The sequence below is a fragment of the Microbacterium sp. genome (assembly GCF_031178445.1).
Lineage (GTDB): Bacteria > Actinomycetota > Actinomycetes > Actinomycetales > Microbacteriaceae > Microbacterium.
The window spans coordinates 224,556-244,931 of the sequence record NZ_JAPSIY010000002.1 but is presented as its reverse complement, the minus strand read 5'-3'; the positions used below and the strand labels follow the sequence as shown (position 1 = coordinate 244,931).

21 protein-coding genes are annotated in these 20,376 nt (G+C 70.0%); 7 read left to right on the top strand and 14 right to left on the bottom strand.

All coding sequences use genetic code 11. From position 1 onward, the window contains the following. Positions 1 to 121 precede the first annotated feature (121 nt). Positions 122 to 433 (bottom strand): hypothetical protein, encoded by a 312-nt coding sequence (locus RIN43_RS04030; RefSeq protein ID WP_309127595.1) that lies wholly within the window; start codon positions 431 to 433, stop codon positions 122 to 124. A gap of 221 nt (positions 434 to 654) precedes the next feature. Between RIN43_RS04030 and RIN43_RS04025 the strand changes: the two genes are divergently transcribed. Genes RIN43_RS04025 through RIN43_RS04015 form a run of 3 tightly spaced genes read left to right on the top strand, consistent with a single transcriptional unit; the run spans position 655 to position 2,800 of the window. Further along, entirely contained in the window at positions 655 to 1,371 is a 717-nt protein-coding gene (locus RIN43_RS04025) for a helix-turn-helix domain-containing protein (protein WP_309127594.1), read from the top strand. A gap of 45 nt (positions 1,372 to 1,416) precedes the next feature. Continuing rightward, on the top strand, positions 1,417 to 2,235 hold the full coding sequence (locus tag RIN43_RS04020; protein ID WP_309127593.1) for an alpha/beta hydrolase: 819 nt from the start codon (positions 1,417 to 1,419) through the stop codon (positions 2,233 to 2,235). Position 2,236: 1 nt separating this feature from the next. Next, positions 2,237 to 2,800 carry a dihydrofolate reductase family protein gene (locus RIN43_RS04015; protein ID WP_309127592.1) on the top strand — a complete coding sequence of 188 codons (564 nt, stop codon included), beginning with the start codon at positions 2,237 to 2,239 and terminating at the stop codon, positions 2,798 to 2,800. An 18-nt stretch (positions 2,801 to 2,818) separates the two neighbouring features. On the opposite strand, the gene RIN43_RS04010 is transcribed toward RIN43_RS04015, so the two are convergent. From RIN43_RS04010 to RIN43_RS03995, 4 genes are all read right to left on the bottom strand, one after another. Then, on the bottom strand, positions 2,819 to 4,522 hold the full coding sequence (locus RIN43_RS04010; protein WP_309127802.1) for an ABC transporter ATP-binding protein: 1,704 nt from the start codon (positions 4,520 to 4,522) through the stop codon (positions 2,819 to 2,821). Between the two features lie 11 nt (positions 4,523 to 4,533). Continuing rightward, on the bottom strand, positions 4,534 to 5,487 hold the full coding sequence (locus RIN43_RS04005; RefSeq protein ID WP_309127591.1) for an ABC transporter permease: 954 nt from the start codon (positions 5,485 to 5,487) through the stop codon (positions 4,534 to 4,536). Then, on the bottom strand, positions 5,487 to 6,491 hold the full coding sequence (locus RIN43_RS04000) for an ABC transporter permease (RefSeq protein ID WP_309127590.1): 1,005 nt from the start codon (positions 6,489 to 6,491) through the stop codon (positions 5,487 to 5,489). Before RIN43_RS04000 ends, RIN43_RS04005 begins: the two co-directional genes overlap by 1 nt. 78 nt (positions 6,492 to 6,569) lie before the next feature. Further along, positions 6,570 to 8,249, bottom strand: coding sequence for an ABC transporter substrate-binding protein (locus RIN43_RS03995; RefSeq protein WP_309127589.1), 1,680 nt, complete (start codon positions 8,247 to 8,249; stop codon positions 6,570 to 6,572). 179 nt (positions 8,250 to 8,428) lie between these two features. Here RIN43_RS03995 and RIN43_RS03990 point away from each other — a divergent pair, with 179 nt between their 5' ends. The 4 genes from RIN43_RS03990 to RIN43_RS03975 all read left to right on the top strand — a co-directional run bounded on the left by RIN43_RS03990 (position 8,429) and on the right by RIN43_RS03975 (position 11,974). Beyond that, positions 8,429 to 9,661 carry an LCP family protein gene (locus RIN43_RS03990; protein ID WP_309127588.1) on the top strand — a complete coding sequence of 411 codons (1,233 nt, stop codon included), beginning with the start codon at positions 8,429 to 8,431 and terminating at the stop codon, positions 9,659 to 9,661. Positions 9,662 to 9,783: 122 nt separating this feature from the next. Beyond that, positions 9,784 to 10,650: a fused MFS/spermidine synthase gene (locus tag RIN43_RS03985; protein ID WP_309127587.1), complete on the top strand. Its 867-nt coding sequence runs from the start codon at positions 9,784 to 9,786 to the stop codon at positions 10,648 to 10,650. A gap of 260 nt (positions 10,651 to 10,910) precedes the next feature. After that, a complete protein-coding gene (locus tag RIN43_RS03980) occupies positions 10,911 to 11,441 on the top strand; it encodes a hypothetical protein (protein WP_309127586.1) in 531 nt (176 codons plus the stop codon). Positions 11,442 to 11,485: 44 nt separating this feature from the next. Continuing rightward, positions 11,486 to 11,974 (top strand): SprT-like domain-containing protein, encoded by a 489-nt coding sequence (locus RIN43_RS03975; protein ID WP_309127585.1) that lies wholly within the window; start codon positions 11,486 to 11,488, stop codon positions 11,972 to 11,974. A gap of 25 nt (positions 11,975 to 11,999) precedes the next feature. On the opposite strand, the gene RIN43_RS03970 is transcribed toward RIN43_RS03975, so the two are convergent. The 9 genes from RIN43_RS03970 to RIN43_RS03930 all read right to left on the bottom strand — a co-directional run bounded on the left by RIN43_RS03970 (position 12,000) and on the right by RIN43_RS03930 (position 20,368). Further along, positions 12,000 to 12,371, bottom strand: coding sequence for a DUF3054 domain-containing protein (locus tag RIN43_RS03970; protein WP_309127584.1), 372 nt, complete (start codon positions 12,369 to 12,371; stop codon positions 12,000 to 12,002). Between the two features lie 52 nt (positions 12,372 to 12,423). Continuing rightward, complete coding sequence (locus RIN43_RS03965; protein ID WP_309127583.1) at positions 12,424 to 13,089, bottom strand: 2-phosphosulfolactate phosphatase; 666 nt, start codon at positions 13,087 to 13,089, stop codon at positions 12,424 to 12,426. Between the two features lie 108 nt (positions 13,090 to 13,197). Beyond that, complete coding sequence (locus RIN43_RS03960) at positions 13,198 to 14,676, bottom strand: ABC transporter permease (RefSeq protein ID WP_309127582.1); 1,479 nt, start codon at positions 14,674 to 14,676, stop codon at positions 13,198 to 13,200. Then, positions 14,673 to 15,434: an ABC transporter ATP-binding protein gene (locus tag RIN43_RS03955; RefSeq protein WP_309127581.1), complete on the bottom strand. Its 762-nt coding sequence runs from the start codon at positions 15,432 to 15,434 to the stop codon at positions 14,673 to 14,675. Before RIN43_RS03955 ends, RIN43_RS03960 begins: the two co-directional genes overlap by 4 nt. 79 nt (positions 15,435 to 15,513) lie before the next feature. Then, entirely contained in the window at positions 15,514 to 16,149 is a 636-nt protein-coding gene (locus RIN43_RS03950) for a response regulator transcription factor (protein ID WP_309127580.1), read from the bottom strand. Then, entirely contained in the window at positions 16,146 to 17,402 is a 1,257-nt protein-coding gene (locus RIN43_RS03945) for a histidine kinase (protein ID WP_309127579.1), read from the bottom strand. The genes RIN43_RS03950 and RIN43_RS03945 overlap by 4 nt, the downstream gene beginning before the upstream one ends. Before the next feature lie 72 nt (positions 17,403 to 17,474). Further along, a complete protein-coding gene (locus tag RIN43_RS03940; protein ID WP_309127578.1) occupies positions 17,475 to 18,266 on the bottom strand; it encodes a class I SAM-dependent methyltransferase in 792 nt (263 codons plus the stop codon). Positions 18,267 to 18,302: 36 nt separating this feature from the next. After that, positions 18,303 to 19,433 carry an AMP-binding protein gene (locus RIN43_RS03935; protein ID WP_309127577.1) on the bottom strand — a complete coding sequence of 377 codons (1,131 nt, stop codon included), beginning with the start codon at positions 19,431 to 19,433 and terminating at the stop codon, positions 18,303 to 18,305. A 23-nt stretch (positions 19,434 to 19,456) separates the two neighbouring features. Continuing rightward, the gene (locus RIN43_RS03930) at positions 19,457 to 20,368 is read right to left on the bottom strand and encodes a 1,4-dihydroxy-2-naphthoyl-CoA synthase (RefSeq protein ID WP_309127576.1); all 912 of its coding nucleotides are present in this window, start codon (positions 20,366 to 20,368) and stop codon (positions 19,457 to 19,459) included. Positions 20,369 to 20,376 lie beyond the last annotated feature (8 nt).

Here is a 20,376-nt window from a genome sequence, read left to right as displayed (position 1 = left end):
TATACGCACGATTTCGCGACATGGCAAGCGGAGTCCTTGACCATTTCCGGAAGCTGAGGTATTGAGCACCCACCGTCCCCGGTCGCCGAGCGCACCGCCCGCCGACCGGGGGCGGTCATGCTCATTCCTCGTGCATCACGTTGCCGCGACAGGCCACACCGGGTCCGCCTTCGAGGCCCTTGACCCCGGCTCGGACGTACTGGCCGTAGTTCTGCACGTGACCGTCCGTGTACTCGTCATCGTCGAGGAACGGGAATGGGTTCCCCTCGACATCGTCGGGAAGGTCCCGGCCCGAGAAGTGACACGCCGAGTGCGCCTTGTCGCCGCCGCGGATGTCACCCCCCTGTCCGTTGTACTCCCCCGCCGTCGCCGCCCCTGCGCCGCCCAGCACGAGCATGAGCCCGAGCGCGGCGCCGATCGCTGTCTTCTTCATCTGCATTCCTAACCCCAGAGGAAACCCGAGCGCCCACCGGCGACCGGATGCGGCGTCGTCGCCGCACAGCACCGTTCTAGACCTCCACCCACCGCGGCACAAGCCCAACTCGCGCCGGGCGCCCTCACACGAGGTCTTGTCGCCTGTGCGGCGGCGATCGTAAAGTGGCGGCATCCACGCGACGCCGGCGTCCGGCGCGGCCGACGGAGGGAGCGCCCCGCGTGCCGATCGAAAGCATCCACCGCTCCTCCGACTCCCCCTACGTCTCGCGCGTCTGGCGGGGACTGGCGACCGGACCCGATGCGATGACCTCGGTCGCGACGTCGACCTGGGAGCTGGTCTTCTGGGACGACCGCGACGGCGTGCACGCGGCAGTGCGCGGGCCCGAGGCCGGCCCGACCGAAGTGGCGATCGCCGAGGACTCCGAGACGTTCGGCATCACCTTCGCCCACGGAGCCGTGATGCCGCTCCTCTCCCCGTCTCAGCTGGTCGATGCGCACCGGGAGAGCCCGCGCACCACCGCGCGCACGTTCCGGCTCGGCGGCGAGGATTGGGAGATCCCCGCCATCGACGATGCGGAGCTGCTCGTGCAGCGCCTGGTGCGAGCGGGGCTGCTGCAGCGGGACCCCCTGGTCGAGGACGTGGTCTGCGGCGGCGTCGCCAGGGTGGGCGCGCGATCCGTGCAGCGCCGCGTGCTGTCGGCGACGGGCCTCACCCACGGCACCATCCGCCAGGTCGAACGCGCCAGGGAGGCCGCGCTGCTGCTCATGGACGGGCTGCCCGCGGCTCAGGTCGCGCACCTCGCCGGGTACTACGACCAGCCTCACCTCGCCCGGTCGCTGCGCCGGTTCATCGGCCGCAGCGCCACGCAGCTGCAGAGCCAGGGCGGGCACGCGATGTCGCTTCTGTACAAGACCGAGCACTCGGCCGGTTCCTAACCTGAACGCAACGCGGCACAGGGCCGCTTCACGAAGGGAACGCTCATGGAACACGGCACGGTCACCTCGGCCGACGGCACGCGGATCGCCTACACGGCCTGGGGCGGCGGAGAACCGATCATCATCGTCGACGGCGCCACCGCGCACCGCGCGACGACGCCCGAGAACGCGGCGACGGCTGAGCTGCTCGCGGATCGTCATCTCGTCATCAACTACGACCGCAGGGGCCGCGGTGAGAGCGGCGACACCGCACCGTACGCCCGCGAGCGGGAGTTCGAGGACCTCGCGGCCGTGATCGAACAGGCCGCAGGCGGCGCGCCGTCCACAGTGTTCGCGTGGTCGTCGGGCGGGAACATGGCACTCAACGCCGTCCAGGCCGGTGCGCCGGTCGCACGGCTGGCGCTGTTCGAGCCCAACGCCCTCGTCGACGACGCACGTCCGCCGATCCCGTCCGACTACGTCGAGCGCCTCGAAGCGGCGATCGCCGACGGGCGTCCTGGCGACGCCGTCGCCCTGTTCATGACGACCGCGGTCGGAATGCCGGAGGAGTTCGTCACCGGGATGCGGCAGAACGACGAGGTGTGGGCGGGCCTGGAGCGGATCGCGCCGACCATCGCACACGACGGCCGCCAGATCGGCGACATCATGTCCGGCCGACCGCTCGATCCGGCGCGGTGGGACGGCATCCGCATCCCCGTACTGGTGATGCACGGAACCGGCACGTGGCCGTTCCTCGCCGCCGGTGCACGCGCGATCGCGGGCATTCTGCCGACGGCGACCCTCAAGCCGGTGCCCGGCGAGAATCATGGCACCACTGCCGACGTGCTGGCAGCCGAGCTTCGCACCTTCATCGAGGAGAACTGACATGGGACGCATCGTCGTGACTGAGTTCATCTCCCTCGACGGCGTGGTGGAGGCACCGGGCGGCGAGGACTTCCGCTACCCGAACTGGAGCTTCGAGGTCGACCGGGGGTCCGAGGGCGAGCGGTACAAGGAGACCGAGGCCCTCGGCGCCGATGCGCTTCTGCTCGGCCGCCGCACCTACGAAGGCTTCGCGTCGGCATGGCCGCAGTACACCGGAGAGCTGGCCGACAAGTACAACGGCATGCCGAAGTACGTCGTCTCGCAGACGCTCACCGACGCCGCCTGGACCAACACCACGGTGTTGCGCGGCGAGCTGCCCGACGAGGTGCGCCGACTGCGCGACTCGGTCGACGGTGAGATCTCCGTCCCCGGCAGCATCCGTCTCGTCCAGGCCCTGCTGGCACAAGACCTCGTCGACGAGATCCACCTGATGGCCTCGCCGGTGCTGCTCGGTCATGGCCGCCGACTCTGGGCCGACACGCCGGACAAGACGGCGTGGCAGCTCAGCGAGGCGACCGTGTACGGCGACGGGGTGCTGCTGACCGTGCACCGACGCGTGCGGTGAGCTTCTCCCGGGCGGCGATCAGGATGCGATGCCCAGTTCGTTGCCCGGGATCGACGCCAGCAGACGTCGAGTGTAGGGGTCGCGCGGGTTCGTGAAGATCTCCTCCGAGCTGGCGGCCTCGACCAGCGCGCCGTCCTTCATCACGCACACGTAGTCGCTGATCAGGCGGACCACGGCGAGGTCGTGCGAGATGAACAGGTAACTCAGGCCGTACTCCTGCTGCAGATCGCGGAGCAGAGTCAGCACCTGATCCTGCACGAGCACGTCGAGCGCCGACACCGGCTCATCACACACCACCAGGTCGGGCGACAGCGCGAGAGCACGGGCGATGGCGACACGCTGGCGCTGCCCGCCGGACAGCTCCGACGGGTAGCGCTGCAGCATCGAGTGCGGCAGGGCGACGTCGTCGAGCAGCTTCCTCACCCGTGCGCGCCGTTCGGCCCGGCTGCCGCGCTTGTAGAACTCCAGCGGCTCGGCGATCAGGCGCTCGATCGTGAACATCGGATTCAGGCTCGAGTACGGGTCCTGGAAGACCGGCTGCACGCGCTGGCGGAACTCCCGCGCCTGCGCCCGGTCGAGAGTCGACACGTCACGGCCCTCGAAGCGGATGGTTCCCGCCGTCGGCTCGATCAGCTTCAGCAGCATCCGCGCTGTCGTGGTCTTACCCGAACCGGACTCCCCCACGATCGCGACCGTCTCACCGCGCGGGATCACCAGCGAGACGTCGTCCACGGCCACGAAGTCCTCACCGCGGCCGCGCACCGGGTACACCTTGCGCAGGCCCTCGATCTCCACGATGTTGTCGGATGCCGCGTCCCCCGCATCCGTCTCTGCGCCTCGGCGCTCCTCGGCATGGAAGACCTCGGGCCGCAGCCGGGCGGCGGCGATCGAGGGCGCAGCCTTCACCAGGCTCTGCGTGTACGGATGCTGCGGGGCCTCGAGGATCTGCCGCGCCGCCCCTTGCTCGACGACTCGTCCGCGATGCATCACCACGACGCGCTGCGCGCGCTCGGCGGCCAGACCGAGATCGTGGGTGATCAGCAGCACCGCGGTGCCGAGCTCGCGGGTCATGTCATCGAGCTGATCGAGGATCGTTCTCTGCACGGTGACGTCCAGTGCGCTGGTCGGCTCGTCGGCGATCAGCAGCCTCGGCCTGCACGCCAGCCCGATCGCGATCAGCGCCCGCTGGCGCAACCCTCCGGAGAGCTCGTGCGGATACTGCTTGGCCCGGCGCTCGGGGTCGGGAAGACCGGCGGCCGAGAGTGCGGCGATGACCTTGGCGTCGACGTCCCTGCGGGTTGCGATGCCGTGCGCGAGCAGCGTCTCCGCCACCTGCGTGCCGATCTTCGCGACCGGATTGAGGTTCGACATCGGATCCTGCGGGACCATGCCGATGTCACGGCCGCGGATGTCGCGCAGCTCGCTCTCGGAGATCCCCACCAGCTCCCGCCCGTCGAGCCGGATGCTGCCGCGGGCGACGTGCCCGCCCGAGGCGAGCAGGCCGATCACCGCCATCGCGGTGGTCGACTTGCCCGAACCGGACTCGCCGACGATCGCGACCGTCTCACCGGGTGCGATCTCGAGGTCGACGCCCTCGACGGCGTGCACGACGCCGTCCATGGTCGTGAAGTCGACGGCCAGGCCAGAAACCTGCAGCAGCGGCTGGCTCACCGCGCTGTCGCGGACGCGGCCGGAATCGGCGCGGACGTTGTCGTCGTTCATCGCTTCGTCTCTCATCGTGCCCTCGTCCTCGGATCCATCGCCTCTCGCAGGGCCTCGCCGAACAGCGTGAACCCGAGTGCGGTGACGGCGATGCAGATGCCGGGCAAGAAGGCCAGCCACGGCGCGATCGCCAGTTCGTTCTGGGCGTAGGTCAGCATCCGCCCCCACTCCGCCGTCTCGGGGCGGCCGCCGCCGAGTCCCAGGAACGACAGCGCAGCGGCGTCGATCACCGCAGTGGCCAGCGTGAGCGTTCCCTGCACGATCACGGGCCCGATGGCGTTCGGCAGCACATGAGACATGGTGATGCGCCCGCGACCGAGGCCCAGAGTCTGCGCGGACAGCACGTATTCGCTGGAGCGCTGCTGCAGCATCGACGCGCGCAGCAGGCGGGCGAAGATCGGCACCTGCGATGCACCGATGGCGATCATCACGGCCGAGGGCGTCTGACCGAGGATCGCAGCGATCGACACGGCGAGCAGCAGGTTCGGCACCGAGAGGATGATGTCGACGATGCGCATGATCACGGTGTCGACCCAGCCGCCGAACGTGCCTGCGAGCAGGCCGAGCAGCATTCCTCCGACGAGGCCGAGCGCCGTCGACACGACCCCGACCAGGAGCGACGCCTGGGCGCCCCAGATCAGCTTCGACAGCACATCGCCGCCGAACCTGTCGAGCCCGAGCGGGAACTCGGCGAGTTCGCCAGGCCCTGGGATGTGCGTCGGCGTGATGTTGCGAGAGCCGGGCAGCGCCGTCTCGGCGTAGGGCGCGAGGATCGGCGCGAGGGCGGCGACGAGGAGGAACAGCACGACGATGACGGCACCGATCCATGCGGTGGGGTTCCGGCGGAGGCGACGGAACACGTCGTGCCAGAAGCCACCGCCGCCGCCCTTCATCTCGGCCTGAGCCACGGCGACGGTGTCGAGCACCTCGCCTGGCCCCTGTGCGGGTGGGAGCGTCGCGCTCATCACTGGACCCTCACTCTCGGATCGATCAGGCTGTACGACACGTCGACGGCCAGGTTGATCAACGCGTAGGCGATCGCGATGAAGATGATGAACCCCTGCAGAACCGGGAAGTCGCGCGCGAAGATCGATCGCGCGAGGAACGAGCCGATGCCGGGGAAGGCGAACACCGTCTCGGTGAGCACCGCCCCCGAGATCAGCAGGCCGGTCTGCAGGCCGATGGTCGTTATGACGGGCAGCATCGCGTTGCGCAGGATGAACCTGCTGCGCAGCGTGCTCTGGGTGACGCCCTTGGCCTTGCCCGTGCGCACGTAGTCGGCGTTCTGCACCTCGAGCACGCTGGCCCTGGTGATGCGCACGATGATCGCCAGCGGGATGGTGCCCAGCGCCAGCGCAGGGAGGATGAGGTGCAGGATGGCGTCCCACGCGGCGTCGAACTCACCGGTGATGATGCCGTCCCACACATAGAAGCCCGTCACGTGGGTCGCGTCGATGCGGGGGTCCTGCCTGCCGGCGGACGGCAGCCATCCGAGCTGCACGGCGAAGACGTACTTCAGGATGAAGGCGAGGAAGAACACCGGGATGGTGATGCCGATCAGGCTGAACACCACCGCGGAGTGGTCGCTCAGCCGGCCGTGCCGACGGGCTGCCCAGTAGCCGAGCGGGATGCCGACGCCGACCGCGAAGATCAGGGCGAGCACACTGAGCTCGATCGTTGCGGGGAAGCGGCGGAAGAACTCCTCGACGACCGGGCGCGAGGTGACGATCGACGAGCCGAAATCGCCCTGCAGGAGCCGGCCGATCCAGGTGAAGTACTGCTCGTACAGCGGCCGGTCGAAGCCGTAGAGCCCGTTGACACGTTCGATCGCCTCCGGCGTCGCCTTCTCACCGAGGAGGGCGATGGCGGGTCCGCCCGGAAGGGCGCGGACCCAGGCGAAGAGCAGCAGGCTCAGACCGAACAGGGTGGGGATGAGGAAAAGCAGTCGCCTGCCGATGGTGCGCAGCACAGAAGATCTCCGGAGGTCGCGGCGCCCGCGCATCCGGGTCCGTCATCGGACCCGGATGCGCGGTCGCGAGCGGGCGGCTTACTCGGTCAGTTCGATCTCGGTGAACACCTCGTCGTTGACCGGGCTGGCCGGGTAGCTCTTCACGCGCGGGTCGAAAGCGAGCGTCGGCGCGGGGTGAGCCAGCGGCACACCGGGGATGAACTCCGCTACATCCGCGTTGATCTCCTCGTACAGCGGCGTCTGCTCGTCGAGGCTCGAGACGCCGCGCGCCTCGGTGAGCTTCTGGAACAGCTCGGGGTTGTCGAAGCCCCACTCCGCGCTCTTCTGGCCGAAGAACACGCCGACGAAGTTGTCGGTGTCGTTGTAGTCGCCGGTCCAGCCGAGCAGGTGGATGCCGTGGTCGGCTCCCGCCGTGATGCGCTCGAGGTAGTCCGGGTTCCAGGGGTCGGTCTTCGGGGTGATCTGCACACCCGCCTCCTCGAGCTGCTTCGACAGCACCGTGAAGATCTGCTCGGGGTTGGGCATGTACGGACGCGACACGTTGACCGGGTAGTTGAACGTCAGTGCCAGCGGGTTGTCGGCGGTGTAGCCGGCCTCCTCGAGCAGCGACTTCGCCTTCTCGGGGTCGTAGTCGTACGTCGTGACCTCGTCGTTGTAGCCGTTGACGACCGGGGGCACGAACTGGGTGGCCTTCTCGGTCCCTTCCGGAAGCACCTGCGAGATCAGCGCATCCTTGTCGATGGCGTACGACAGCGCCTGACGCACCTTGATGTCCTGCAGCTCAGGCACGGCCTGGTTGAAGGCGAGGTACAGGATGGTGAACGGCGGACGCGAGGTCATGAACATGCCCTTGTCCTCGAGCGCCTGGGTGTCGGCCGGGCCGACCAGGTCGTAGCCGTCGATCGTTCCGGCCTCGAGCGCCTGGCGGCGGGCGGTCGCGTCGCCGATGATCTGGAAGATGACCTCCTCGATCTGACCCTGCTCACCCCAGTAGTCCTCGTAGGCGGTCAGGGTGACGTTCTCACCCGGCGACCACGATTCGAACTTGAACGGACCGGTGCCGACGGGGTGCGCCTTCGCGTACTCCGAGAGCACGGGGGCCTCGGCTGTGCCGCCGACCTCGTCGGCCTTGAACTCCTCGAGCGCCGATGGGCTCTGCATGCCGAATGCGGGCAGCGAGAGCGAGGCGATGAAGCCGGCGAACGGCTTGTTCAGCTCGACCGTGACCTTGTCCTCGCCGTCGGGGGTGCACGACTTGTACACGGCGTCGGCGGGGTTCGACGCGTAGCCCTTGAACAGCTTGTTGTAGTAGTAGCCGAGCGCCTCCGATGCCATCGAGCCCGTCCAGTTGTACCAGCGGTCGAAGTTGAAGCAGACCGCCTCGGCGTTGAACGGCGTGCCGTCGTGGAACGTGACGTCCTGCTTCAGGGTGAAGGTGTGGCTCATGCCGTCGTCGGAGGAGTCCCACTCCTCGGCGAGCAGCGGAGCGGGGTCGGCGGTGCCTGGCTCAGTGCCGACCAGGCCCTCGAAGATCTGGCGCGAGATGCGGAACGTCTCGCCGTCCTGGGCGATCGCCGGGTCGAGGCTGGCGGGGTCGGACGACGCGGCGAAGATGAAGGTGCTGTCGACCTCACCGGCGCCCTGGTCGGGCGTGTCGTCGTCGCGCTGGCTGGCGACGCAGCCGGCGAGGAGCATGGCCGCCACTGCGGCGCCTGCGACTGCGGCGATCGGCCGTCTGCGCATGGGGTTGTTGAGCATGGTCTGCCTCTCTGTGGACGCTTCATTGCGCGTACGGATGCTTCGGCGCATCCGCTCACGTGATGATCCGACGCTACTCATCGAGAGCCGCGATGCCAACTCGCGTGGATTGCGATCCGGTATCGGCTCGGTCGCGATCAGGTATCGGTCTGCGTGATGCCGGCGGGTAGGGTCAGGCTATGAAGCGACAGCCGGTGGCGAAGCACGCCCCGCACCGCACACCCACTGCAGTGGGCTCCCTGCTGCGCATGCTCGGTGTCGCCCTCGCCGTGCTCACCGTCGCCGCGCTCGGCGTGACCGGGTTCCTCGTCGCCGACCTGGCGTCGCGCGTCGGCGAAGACGCCGTCACGCTCGAGGGCGCACCTTCGGTCGCTCCGCCGCAGCTCGGCGAATACCCCGGCGAGTTCGCCGTCCTGCTGATCGGCACCGACGAGTGCGGCGAGGTCTCGAAGGAGCTGCTCGGTGAGCGCTGCCTCCGCGAGGAGGGCACCCTCAACGACGTCAATCTGCTCGTTCACGTCTCAGCCGCGCCACGAAAGGTGACCGCGGTCTCGTTCCCGCGCGACCTCATGGTCGAGGTGCCTCAGTGCGTCAGAGAGGACGGATCGACGGCATCCGCGATGGGCAAGGCGCAGATCAACGGAGTGTTCGAGCACGCCGGTCTCTCCTGCGTCGCGAAGACGGTGACGCAGCTGAGCGATGTGCCCATCGGCTTCGCGGCCAAGCTGAGCTTCGACGGCGTGATGGAGATCACCGAGGCCGTCGGCGGCGTGGAGGTGTGCATCGGGGAAGGCGGACTGCGCGACCCGAAGACCGGCATCGACTGGGAGCCGGGACCGCGAACGGTCGAGGGCTATTGGGCGCTGCAGTTCCTGCGCACGCGCAACGGGGTGGGCGACGGCAGCGATCTCGCACGGATCTCGAACCAGCAGCAGTACATGTCGCGGCTGGCGCGCAAGGTGCTCAGCAGCGAGACGCTCAGCGACGTGCCGACGGTACTGAGACTCGCCGACACGATCGCGCGCAACGTGCAGCCCAGCAAAGAGCTCGCCGACCCGCTGCGCATGGCCCAGCTCGCACTGGCGCTGAACGACGTGCCCTTCGACGAATTCGTCTTCGTGCAGTATCCGACCCTGGAGGATCCGGCGGACGCGGACCGGGTCGTGCCGAACCGCCGCGCGGCCGAGCCGCTTTGGGAGGCGCTGAAGGCCGGCCGGTCGCTCGAGATCACGGGCGAGGCCAGCAACCACGGCGGCGCGGTGGGCGGGACACCCGCGCCCTCTGCCTCCTCGTCACCTTCGGGTTCCCCCTCGAGCTCACCGGAGCCGTCGCCGAGCGACCGCGAGACCCTCTCCCCCGAGATCAGCGGGATCGACCTGAACCAGCAGACCTGCACCGGTCGCCGCCGCTGAAGCACCGGCACCGGCGCGCGGATGCGGTGGGGCGGGATGCTTCGCGCGACAGACGTCGGAAGGTGGACGGCCTGTGCGGGGCCGGGAACGGGCCTGGTGAGCGCGGCAGTACGCTCGATGCCATGGGACGAGCACGTGGGCGCGACGCCGAGAATCCGCAGGCGCGGCTCGACCACGGCGGAACCGCGCAGATCGCGCCGTCCGAGTTCGCGAACGGCTTCGAGCTGATCGTGGACGGCACCCCGCAGTCTCACGTAGACCTCGACGATCCGACGCACCTGCACTTCGAGTACATCGTGCGCATGGGCGCCATCATCGATCAGCTGGCGAAGCCGGGCGCCCCGCTCAGCGTCGTGCACCTCGGCGCCGGTGCCCTCACGATCCCGAGGTACATCGAGGCCACCAGGCCCGGCTCGCGTCAGCAGGTCATCGAGCTCGAGGCACCGCTCGTGCAGCTCGTGCGCGAGCACCTGCCGCTGCCGCGCGGAGCTGCGATCCGCGTGCGGATCGGCGATGCGCGTGAGGGCGTGCGCCGGCTGCCGCCCGCGCTCGTCGGTCGATGCGATGCGGTGGTGTCGGATGTGTTCTCAGGGGCGCAGACCCCCGCGCATCTGACGAGCCTCGAGTTCTACCGCGAGCTGTCGGCGCTGCTCGCGCCCTCGGGGGTGCTGCTCGTCAACGTCGCCGACGGACCTGGGCTCGCGTTCGCCCGCCGACAGGTCGCGACGGTGCAGGCGGTGTTCCCGGAGGTCGCCGTGCTGGCCGACGCGCAGGTGCTGAAGGGCCGCCGGTTCGGCAACCTCGTGCTGGCCGCATCCGCCACCGCCCTGCCCACCGATTGGCTTCCGCGTGTGCTCGCCGCAGGACCGCATCCGGCGAAGATCGCCCAGGGCGACGAGGTCGACGCCTTCGCCCGCGGCGCCGCCGTCGTCACCGACGCGGATGCCGTGGCCTCGCCCCGCCCCGACGCCTCGATCTTCCTCCGCTGACGGCGCGCGCCCGCCTCGCCGTCAGCGGGTAGCGGATGGCGAACGCCGTCCAGACACCACCACACCAACGAAAAGCATCCGCCCGCACGGGCAGCAGATGGAGAACGCAGGCCCAGACACCACCCCAGCGACGAAAAGCATCCGTCGCGGGGGCGCGACGCGGCGGGGCCACAACCGGATGCGGACGTGCAGGGCGTGCCTCGGTCCTTTCCCGGATCGGGCAGGCAGACTGGAACGGTCACGGAGAGGAGTTCTACGTCGTGAATTTGATCCAGGGATACGACCCCGACACCCTTCGTGAAGTGGTGGACCAGCGTGAGTGCGCTGAGCGCCTCAGCGAGATCGAACAGCAGCGCAGCCTTCCGGTGCTGCTCGAGCGGGTGTGGCTGCTGAAAGTGCTCGATCGTCTGGACGAGGCGCTCGAACTCGCCGAAGAGACCGTGCGGCAGGCGCGCATGGCTGGCACCCGCAAGGACCTGCTGCGCGCTCGAGTACTGCACGCGACGGTGCTGCAGCGCCGCGGCGCCCGCGCTGCAGCCGCCCAGGAACTGGCCACGTGCGCCAGCGAGGCGGAGGGCCAGGGCTGGGCAGGGATCGCCGCGTTCGCACACCAGCATCACGGCAAGAACGCCTACGAGGGCGGCGACTACGAGCAGGCGCGCGAGAGCTTCAAGCGCTCGCTGTTCCTGCGTCGCGAGGCCGGTGCGGGCGATGACGACCTCGAAGTGTCTCTGCTGGCGATCGAAGCGGCCGAACGGCGCACCACCCAGCAGCCCGCGCTGCTGATCTGACCGCCCACGTACCGGATGTCGGCCGTCGGATCTACGCTGATCTCATGGCGGATCTGAACCGGGTGCGCGTCTGGGGCGAGGCGCTTATCAGACTGCACCTCGACGAGTCGTGGAGTTTCGACTTCGACAACGCCAAGCGCCGGGCCGGGCTCTGCGACTACCGGCGCAAGCGCATCACCGTCTCGCGGTACCTCGCCGCCCGCTTCGAAGACGACGAGATCCACCAGACGCTGCTGCACGAGGTGGCCCACGCCATCGTCGGCCACGCCGCCGCGCACGGCCCGGAGTGGAAGCGCGCGGCACGCGAACTGGGCTACGTCGGAGGCACGACGCACACGGGTGAGACGGCCACGGAACTGGCGCCGTGGATCGGTCGGTGCCCGGCCGGACACGTCGCCTACCGCCATCGCAAACCGGCGAGGGCCACGTCGTGTGCGAAGTGCTCGCCGCGCTTCGATCAGCGCTACCTCTTCGAGTGGACGCGTCGCGAGATCACGGCCGCAGACCGGATCGCCGCGCTCGCCGAGCGCTGAGCGATCGGCTCGCCTCCGGTGACCGCTACGTCGCGCGCGGCGAGCGGTAGCGGCGCACGAGGAGGGCGATCAGCCGCCAGCCGATCAGGAACGCCGCCAGCACGATGGCCGCGACGATGATGAACGGCGTCTCGGCGGTGCCGCCGCTCACGACACGCAGCAGCATCCCCCCGGCCACCGCGACCACCCACGCCACCACGCCCCAGCCGAGCGACCACGGCCGGCGCGGCCGCATCGGAACGAGCGCCGCGAGCAGATGACCGGCGACCAGGGCCACCAGGAACGGCCATGCCGTGATCAGGAAGCCCGATGGATCCTCCTGATGCGAAGCGCGGCCGATGACCGCGAAGATCAGCACGAGGACGGCGTCGACGAGAAAGGCGGGCAGGTACCTCATAGCCCGACCCTACGGGCTCGCCCTGCCGCACCGCGGCGGCGCGCGGCGCGGATCAGGCGAACGCCGTGAAAGTCCCGTCGTGCAGCACCGGCACGGCATCCACCGCATCGGGCTCAGCGGCCTCGGCCACCGACGCGGGCCGGATGCCGGACGCCTCCATCCGCGCGGTCGACGCCACCCCGTCCGCCAGCTCGCGCCCGGAGCCGCTCGCCGAGAGCAGGTGCCGCAGCGCCCGGCGAAGCGCACGATACGACTCGGCGGCCGCCGCAGCCTCGGGCGACGAGTGATCGATGCCGAGGTCGGTCAGCGCAGCGATCACCGCGCCCGCACCGAGCTGATCCTCGACCGCGAAGCGGAGCGAGCCGTCGACCGCGAGCTCGCCCGCTGCCAGCACGGTCACCGACGTGCGCGCCGCGCGCCGCTCCTGGATCGTCATCACCGCACGGGCCACGGCGGCTGCGTTCCTGATGCCTCCCAGCAGCACCACTGCCGCGGTGTCGGCGGCGGCGGCGCCTGCCACGACGGCGCCGTTCGTCGACCAGGCGCGGGCCTCGTCGAGCGCGACCGTGCGACCGTCGGCGACGAGATCCGCCAACGTGGACGAGAAGCGCAGGGTGTCGACGACGACCACGATGTCGGCCGGGGCGAGCCGGGCGAGCCCCTCAACGCCCCACTCGTGGCGGACCTGATACGACGACTGATCGAACGGAGACGGCATCCATCCAGCCTATTGCCGGCGCGTGCCACCACCCGAGCCGCGCGCCACCACGCAACCTGCGCGGCTTGGATGGTGGCGCGCGGGTTCGATGGTGGCACGCGGGATGACTCAGTCCGCGGCGAGCGCCTCCACCGGCGCCACCCGGGTGGCGAGGCGCGTCGGGGTGACGGCGGCGATGACGGTCAGCAGTGCCGTCGCGACCACGATGATCGCGACTGGGGCCCACGGCACTGCGGGGTACACCAGGCCCGCCGGCTCGAAGTCGGGCAGCACCGGCACCGATCCGAGCAGCGACTGCGCCGCAGCCCAGCCGTAGGCGACGCCGAGCACGAGTCCCGTCAGGGTGGCGGCGACCGTGATGTGCACGGCCTCGAGCAGCACCATGCGACGCACCTGCGGACCGGTGAGGCCGATCGCGCGCAGCAGCCCCAGCTCGCGGGTACGCTGCACGACGCCGATGGTGAGCAGATTGACCAGCCCGACTGCGGCGATCACCGCCGACACGGCGACGAGCACCATCATCACCGAGGCGAAGGCATCGAGCACGGCGAAGGAGTCCTGCAGCACCTCCTCATCGGCCTGTCGCCCCATCAGCGCCTTGGTGGACTCGAGGGCGACGGCGAACATCGTCACCAGCGTCACGCCCATCACCACGCCGATCGCCATGCGACTCGAGCGCTCCGGATAGCGCAGGGCGTTCTCGGCCGCCAGCCGGGCGGTCGCCCCGCGTCCGAACATGCGTCCGACCAGCCGAAGGACCGGCGGCATGACGAGCGCCGCTCCGGTCGTGAGGCCGGTGAACGACAGCACACCGCCGAAGAACGCGACGACGACGCCGAGCGGCGTGATGAGGCCGACGACGATGCCTCCGGCGAGCAGCGCGAGTCCTGCGATGAGCAGCACCAGTGCCCCGATGTGACGGCCGCCCCGTGCGGCGACCTCCTCGCGACTGCGCTCGACAGAGCCGCCGAGCGCCTGCAGCGGCGTCACCGAGAGCACTCTGCGCGAGCCGATCCAGGCCGCCAGCCATGTGGTCAGCGCCACACCGGCGACCGGCAGTACGACCGCGGGCTGCACCAGCGTGAAGGTCCCCGGCGTCGGGCCGAGCAGACGTTCACCCGCGAGCATCCCGCCCGCTGACAGGGCGAGGCCGACCAGCAGTCCGATGAGCGCGCCGATCAGGCCGACGACGAAGCCCTGTCCCGTGACCTCCGCCCGCTGCGAGCGGGCCGATGCTCCGATCAGGCGCAACAGTGCGATGCGCCTGGTGCGCCCGGCGATGATCGTCGAGAAGGTGTTGGCGGTGACAATGGCAGCGACGTACATGGCGACGCCTGTGAGCAGCACCGACAGGATCGCGACGACGATCGCCAGCGTCTCGCTGTCGCCGATGAACGGGTCGGCCTTGAGCAGCGCCCCGATGTAGACCGTCACCTCGACGAGCACGACCCCGAACGCTGCGGCGAGCGCCGACACCAGGATGCTGGCTCCCATGCCCCTCTCGCGCAGCCATCCGAGCCGCGGGGTACTCGGTCCGTCGAGTGCTGCCGTCGCGACCGCGGCCGGCGCGGACGTCGCGGCGCTCACGCCGCCACCTCCGCGGCCAGCATGTACGACGAGATCTGCTCGGCGGTCTGCTGGGGGTGGTCGGCGGTGATGCGTCCATCGCCGAGGAACAGCACCCGGTCGGCGTGGCTCGCGGCGATCGCGTCGTGCGTGACCATCGCGATCGACTGACCGTGCTCGCGACTGGCCGTCGCGAGCAGCTGCAGCACCTCTCGGCCGGTGGCCGAGTCGAGGTTGCCGGTGGGCTCGTCGGCGAACACGAGATCGGGCGCGGTGGCCAGTGCGCGGGCGATCGCCACCCGCTGCTGCTGCCCGCCTGACAGCTGATGCGGACGGTGGCGGAGGCGTGCGCCGAGGCCGAGCGTCTCGATGAGCCCGTCGATGCGGGCCCGCTCGATCGCCGAGGGGCGACGGCCGTCGAGTTCGAAGGGCAGCAGGATGTTGCCGACCACATCGAGTGTGGGTACGAGGTTGAACGCCTGGAAGATGAAGCCGACGCGTCGGCGACGCAGCACAGTCATCTCGACGTCGCCGAGACCGGTGATCTCGGTGTCTCCGATCCACACCCGCCCTTCGGTGGGCGCGTCAAGGCCTGCCATGATGTGCATGAGCGTCGACTTGCCCGATCCGGAGGGGCCCATGATCGCGGTGAACTGGCCGCGGCGGATGCCGACGCTGACGTCGTCGAGGGCGCGAACGCCCGCGTCGCCGGCGCCGTAGCTCCTGGTGAGGTGCTGGACGCGGGCTGCGAGCCCGAGGTCCGAAGTCGTGATCTCCATGCCTTCGACGCTATTTCCGGCGCCCATGCCCGCACATCGACCGGGCGATGCATCCTCGTACACCCAGAGGATGATCCGCTCAGGCGAGTCCGTGCTCGAAGGCGAACACCACCAGCTGCACCCGGTCGCGCAGCGCGAGCTTGGTGAGGATGCGGCTGATGTGCGTCTTCACGGTCGCCTCACTGAGGTACTCACGCGCCGCGATCTCGGAGTTCGACAGCCCACGGGCGGCCAGGGCGAAAATCTCCCGCTCGCGGTCGGTGAGGTCGGAGTACTGCGGGGGCACGGGCTTCGTCTCGGACGTGAAGTGCGCGAACAGCTCCCGCGTGGCGGAAGCCGCGATCACGCTCGACCCCGCGTGCACCGTGCGGATCGCGGCGAGCAGGAACTCGGGGTCGGCGTCCTTGAGCAGGAACCCGCTTGCGCCCTGCTGAATCGCCCTGGCCGCCGACTCGTCGAGGTCGAAGGTGGTGAGCATCACGATGCGGGGAGCGTCCGGTCGCGCCAGGATCTGAGCGGTCGCGGTGAGGCCGTCCATCACCGGCATGCGGATGTCCATCAGCACGACATCAGGGCGGGTCTGCGCGACGACGTCGATCGCCTCGCGCCCGTCGCCCGCCTCGCCCACGACATCCATGTCCTGCTGCGACGCCACGAGCATCCGCACGCCCGCGCGGAACAGCGCCTGATCGTCGACGAGCACGACGCGGATCATCCTGCATCTCCGGTTCCTGAGCGAGCGCCGGCGGAGCCGGATTGCGACGGTGTGCCGATCGGGAGGGTCGCACTGACGACGAACCAGCCGTCGTCCTGTCCCGTTCCGCGCACGGCTTCGAGCGTACCGCCCGCGAGCTGTGCTCTCTCGCGCATTCCGACCAGCCCGTGTCCGCCGCCCGGTCCGGTGGCCTGTGGGCGGCGGATGCGGTTGCGCACCCCGATGTCGACGCGCTCCGGCCACCAGGAGAGCCTGACGTCCACACCGCCCTCGCCGTGTCGAAGGGCGTTGGTGAGCGCCTCCTGCAGGATGCGGTAGACGGCCAGCTGGATCGCCCCCGGCGGCTCGCCCGGCGGCATCGGGTCGACGGTGACGCGCAGCTCGATCCCGGCCTGGCGCACCTGCGCGAACAGGGTCTCCAGGTCGGCGAGGGTCGGCTGGGGGCCGTCGCCCTGCCTGTGACGCAGCTGGGTGAGCAGCATCCGCACATCCGACAGCGCGGCGCGCGCAGTCTGCGCGATCGTGCCGAGCGCCTCCTGCGCGAGCTCGGGCTTCGCGGCGGCGGCGTAGCGGGCGCCGTCCGACTGGGCGATCACGACCGCCAGCGAGTGCGCGACGATGTCGTGCATGTCGCGGGCGATGCGCACCCGCTCCTGCTCTTCGGCGGCGATCGCCTCTGCGCGCAGCTGCGCTTCACGGGTCTGCCTGCCGTGCCGCACCACGCGCCACAGCAGCCCGGCGCCCCAGGCGATGACGAGGGCGAACACGATGCTCGTGCCCATGGCCACCGCGAGCAGCACGAGCCGCATCCCGTCAGCGGCCGGGGCGGGGGTGGTCACGGATTCGTCGAACTGCAGCAGCGCGATGTACAGCCCCGCGATCACGCCGCCGAGCACTGCGGATGCGCCGCCCAGCCAGAGCAGGCGGCGCGAACCCCACGCGGCCGTGCCGAAGAGCACCGAGAACACCGCGATGTCGAACGGCACGGGTGGGAACCCGCACGCCATCTGCAGGATCGCTGCCACCCACGCGACGACGAGGGCGAGGCCTGGCGCCAGCCGGCTGATCGCGGCGGCTGCCCACATCGCGGCGCCGATGAGCACGTGCAGCGCGTAGGTGGTCGGCGCCGACGGCAGCCAGACACTGAGCGGCCCGGCGACGAAGGCGAACGACAGCGGCAGCGTGATCAGCAGGCCGATGACGCTGCCGACGATGTCGAACGCCAGCCAGGTTCGGGAGACGGTGCGGATCACACCTTCACGCTACGGGACGCGACGCGGCGCCCGCGTCCCTCGGAAGATGTATCCGCGCAGGCAGAGCCTTCTTCAGGCGCGGCAGAGGATCTCACCGTGCGGGATCAGATACCAGCCGTCGCCGTCGTCGGCCCACGCACGCCACGCGTCGCTGATGCGCTGCAGCTGTTCACGAGTCGCGAACCCGTCTCGCACGAGCTGACCGGCGAGCGCCGATTCGAGGATGCGGTCGGCCCACATCCCGCCCCACCACTCCCGCTCCTCCGGCGCCGCGTAGCACCAGGAGGATGCGGTGGCGGTGATCTCGGTGAAGCCCGCCGCTCTCGCCCATGACAGCAGCCGCCGCCCGGCATCGGGCTCTCCGCCGTTCGCGCGCGCCGCAGCCCGGTACAGCCCCAGCCACTCGTCGAGCTCGGGCAGCAGCGGGAACCAGATGAACCCCGCGTAGTCGGCGTCGCGGGCAGCGACGATGCCGCCGGGTCTCGCGACGCGGCGCATCTCGCGCAGTGCCTGGACCGGGTCGCCGACATGCTGCAGCACCTGATGTGCGTGCACGACGTCGAAACTGTCGTCGGTGAAGCTCAGCGCGTGCACGTCCTCGACGGAGAAGTCGATGTTCTCGGCGGCCCGTTCGGCGGCGAGCGCGCGCGAGAGGCTCAGTGCCGCTTCGTCGATCTCGGTCGCGGTGACGCGAGCCACGCGGGTCGCGAAGTCGGCGGTGATGGTCCCGGGGCCGGCACCGATGTCGAGCAGGTGCATGCCGGCGGTGAGATGTCCGGCGAGGTAGTCCGCCGAGTTCGACACGGTGCGGACGTTGTGGGAGCGAAGCACCGAGTCGTGGTGCCCGTGCGTGTAGACGGCCATCGCGCCAGTATCTCAGCCGCGACCGGCCGGACAGGATCAGGCGGGAGGAGGCACGTCGTGGATCATCCGTCGCAGCAGCTCGCGATCCGGCTTCCCGGATGCCAGCATCGGCAACTCGGGAGCGACCTCCAGCTGCACCGGACGAGCGTGCCGGCCGATCTCGGCGGCGACGCGGGACCGCGCCTCTTCGAGCATGTCCTCGGGTTCCCCACGCGTCCGTGCGACGAAGATGATCGACGCCTCACCCCAGCGCTCGTCCGGCATGCCCAGCACGACGGCCTGCTCGAGGCCGGGAACACCGCGCACGATGCGCTCCACGCGATCGAGCGAGATGTTGATCCCTCCCGACACGATGACGTTGTCGAGCCGCCCGTGCACCTCGACGACGCCGTCGAGGATGAATCCGCGGTCGCCCGTGCGATACCACCGCGTGCCGCGCGCGTCGGTCTCGAAGACGCGCGCGGTCAGCGCCGGATCGTCGAGGTAGCCGTCGGCGAGCATGGGTCCGCTGATCCGCAGCTCGTCGTCGACCTGCCCGACCCGCACGCCGTCCAGCGGGATGCCGTCGTACACGCAACCGCCGCTCGTCTCGCTGGAGCCGTACGTGTGCACCAGCGGGATCCGCAGGTCGGCGGCGCGCATCCGGATGCCGTCGGAGAGCGCCTGCCCGCCCACCAGGATCGCCCTGTGCGCTCGCAGCGCCGCGAGCACCTGCGCGTCGTCGGCCGCATCGATGAGCGTCGCCAGCTGTGCGGGAACGAGCGAGATGTACACGTCGTCGACGCCGGCACGCCTGGTCGCCTCGACGAAGGCGTCGGCACTGAACCGTCCCCCGAGCAGGATCGGCTCTGTTCCTGCCACGAGCGAGCGAACGAGGACCTGCAGGCCGGCCACGTAGCCGGCAGGCAGAGCCAGCATCCATCGTCCCGACCCGATACGGGCCGCAGTCGCCTCGGCGCTCGCGCTCAACGCAGCCGCGCTCAGCACGACGCGTTTCGGCACGCCGCTCGAGCCGGAGGTGGCGATGACCACGGCGGTGCCCTCGGGCACTTCGACGTCGGTGTCGGGGGCGAAGCCCAGCGCGAGCGGGTGCGTGCCCGCCAACGCCGCCGGCAGGGCGTCGCGAACGGCGCGCGGGTCGCCGCCGTCGACCGGATGCAGTCGCATCGCGCTCCCTCCCGCTGAGCCGTTCAGAAGTGGTACGGGAACGGCGACCAGTCGGGTTCGCGCTTCTCGAGGAAGGAGTCGCGGCCCTCCACGGCCTCATCCGTCCCGTACGCCAGGCGGGTCGCCTCACCGGCGAAGACCTGCTGGCCCACCATCCCGTCGTCGACGGCGTTGAAGGCGAACTTCAGCATCCGGATCGCGGTCGGCGACTTCGTCAGCACCGTGCGCGCCATGCGCAGGGCCTCACGCTCGAGCTCGGCGTGCAGCACGACCCGGTTGACGGCGCCCATCTCGTAGGCCCGTTGCGCCGAGTACTCCTCGGCGAGGAAGAACACCTCGCGAGCGAACTTCTGTCCGGTCTGGCGCGCCATGTACGCCGAGCCGTAGCCGGCGTCGAAGCTGCCCACATCAGCATCCGTCTGCTTGAAGCGTCCGTGCTCGGCGCTGGCGATCGTGAGGTCGCAGACGACGTGAAGCGAATGACCGCCGCCGGCCGCCCACCCCGGGACGACGGCGATGACGACCTTGGGCATGAATCTGATGAGGCGCTGCACCTCGAGGATGTGCAGGCGACCCGCGCGCGCCGGATCCTGCACGGACGTCGCGTCGTCGGAGTACTTGTAGCCGTCGCGGCCCCGGATGCGCTGGTCGCCGCCGGAGCAGAACGCCCAGCCGCCGTCCTTCGGGCTGGGTCCGTTGCCGGTGAGCAGCACCGCTCCGATCCGCGGGTCCTGACGGGCGACATCGAGCGCCCGGTACAGCTCGTCGACCGTGTGCGGCCGGAACGCGTTGCGAACCTCGGGCCGGTCGAAGGCGATGCGTGCGACGCCGCCGTCGCGGGAGACGTGCGCGGTGATGTCGGTGTAGGACTCGGCGCCTAACGCGAGGGTCCATTCCGCAGAGTCGAAGAGGTCGGAGATGAAGTCGTCGGTCACGGCACCCA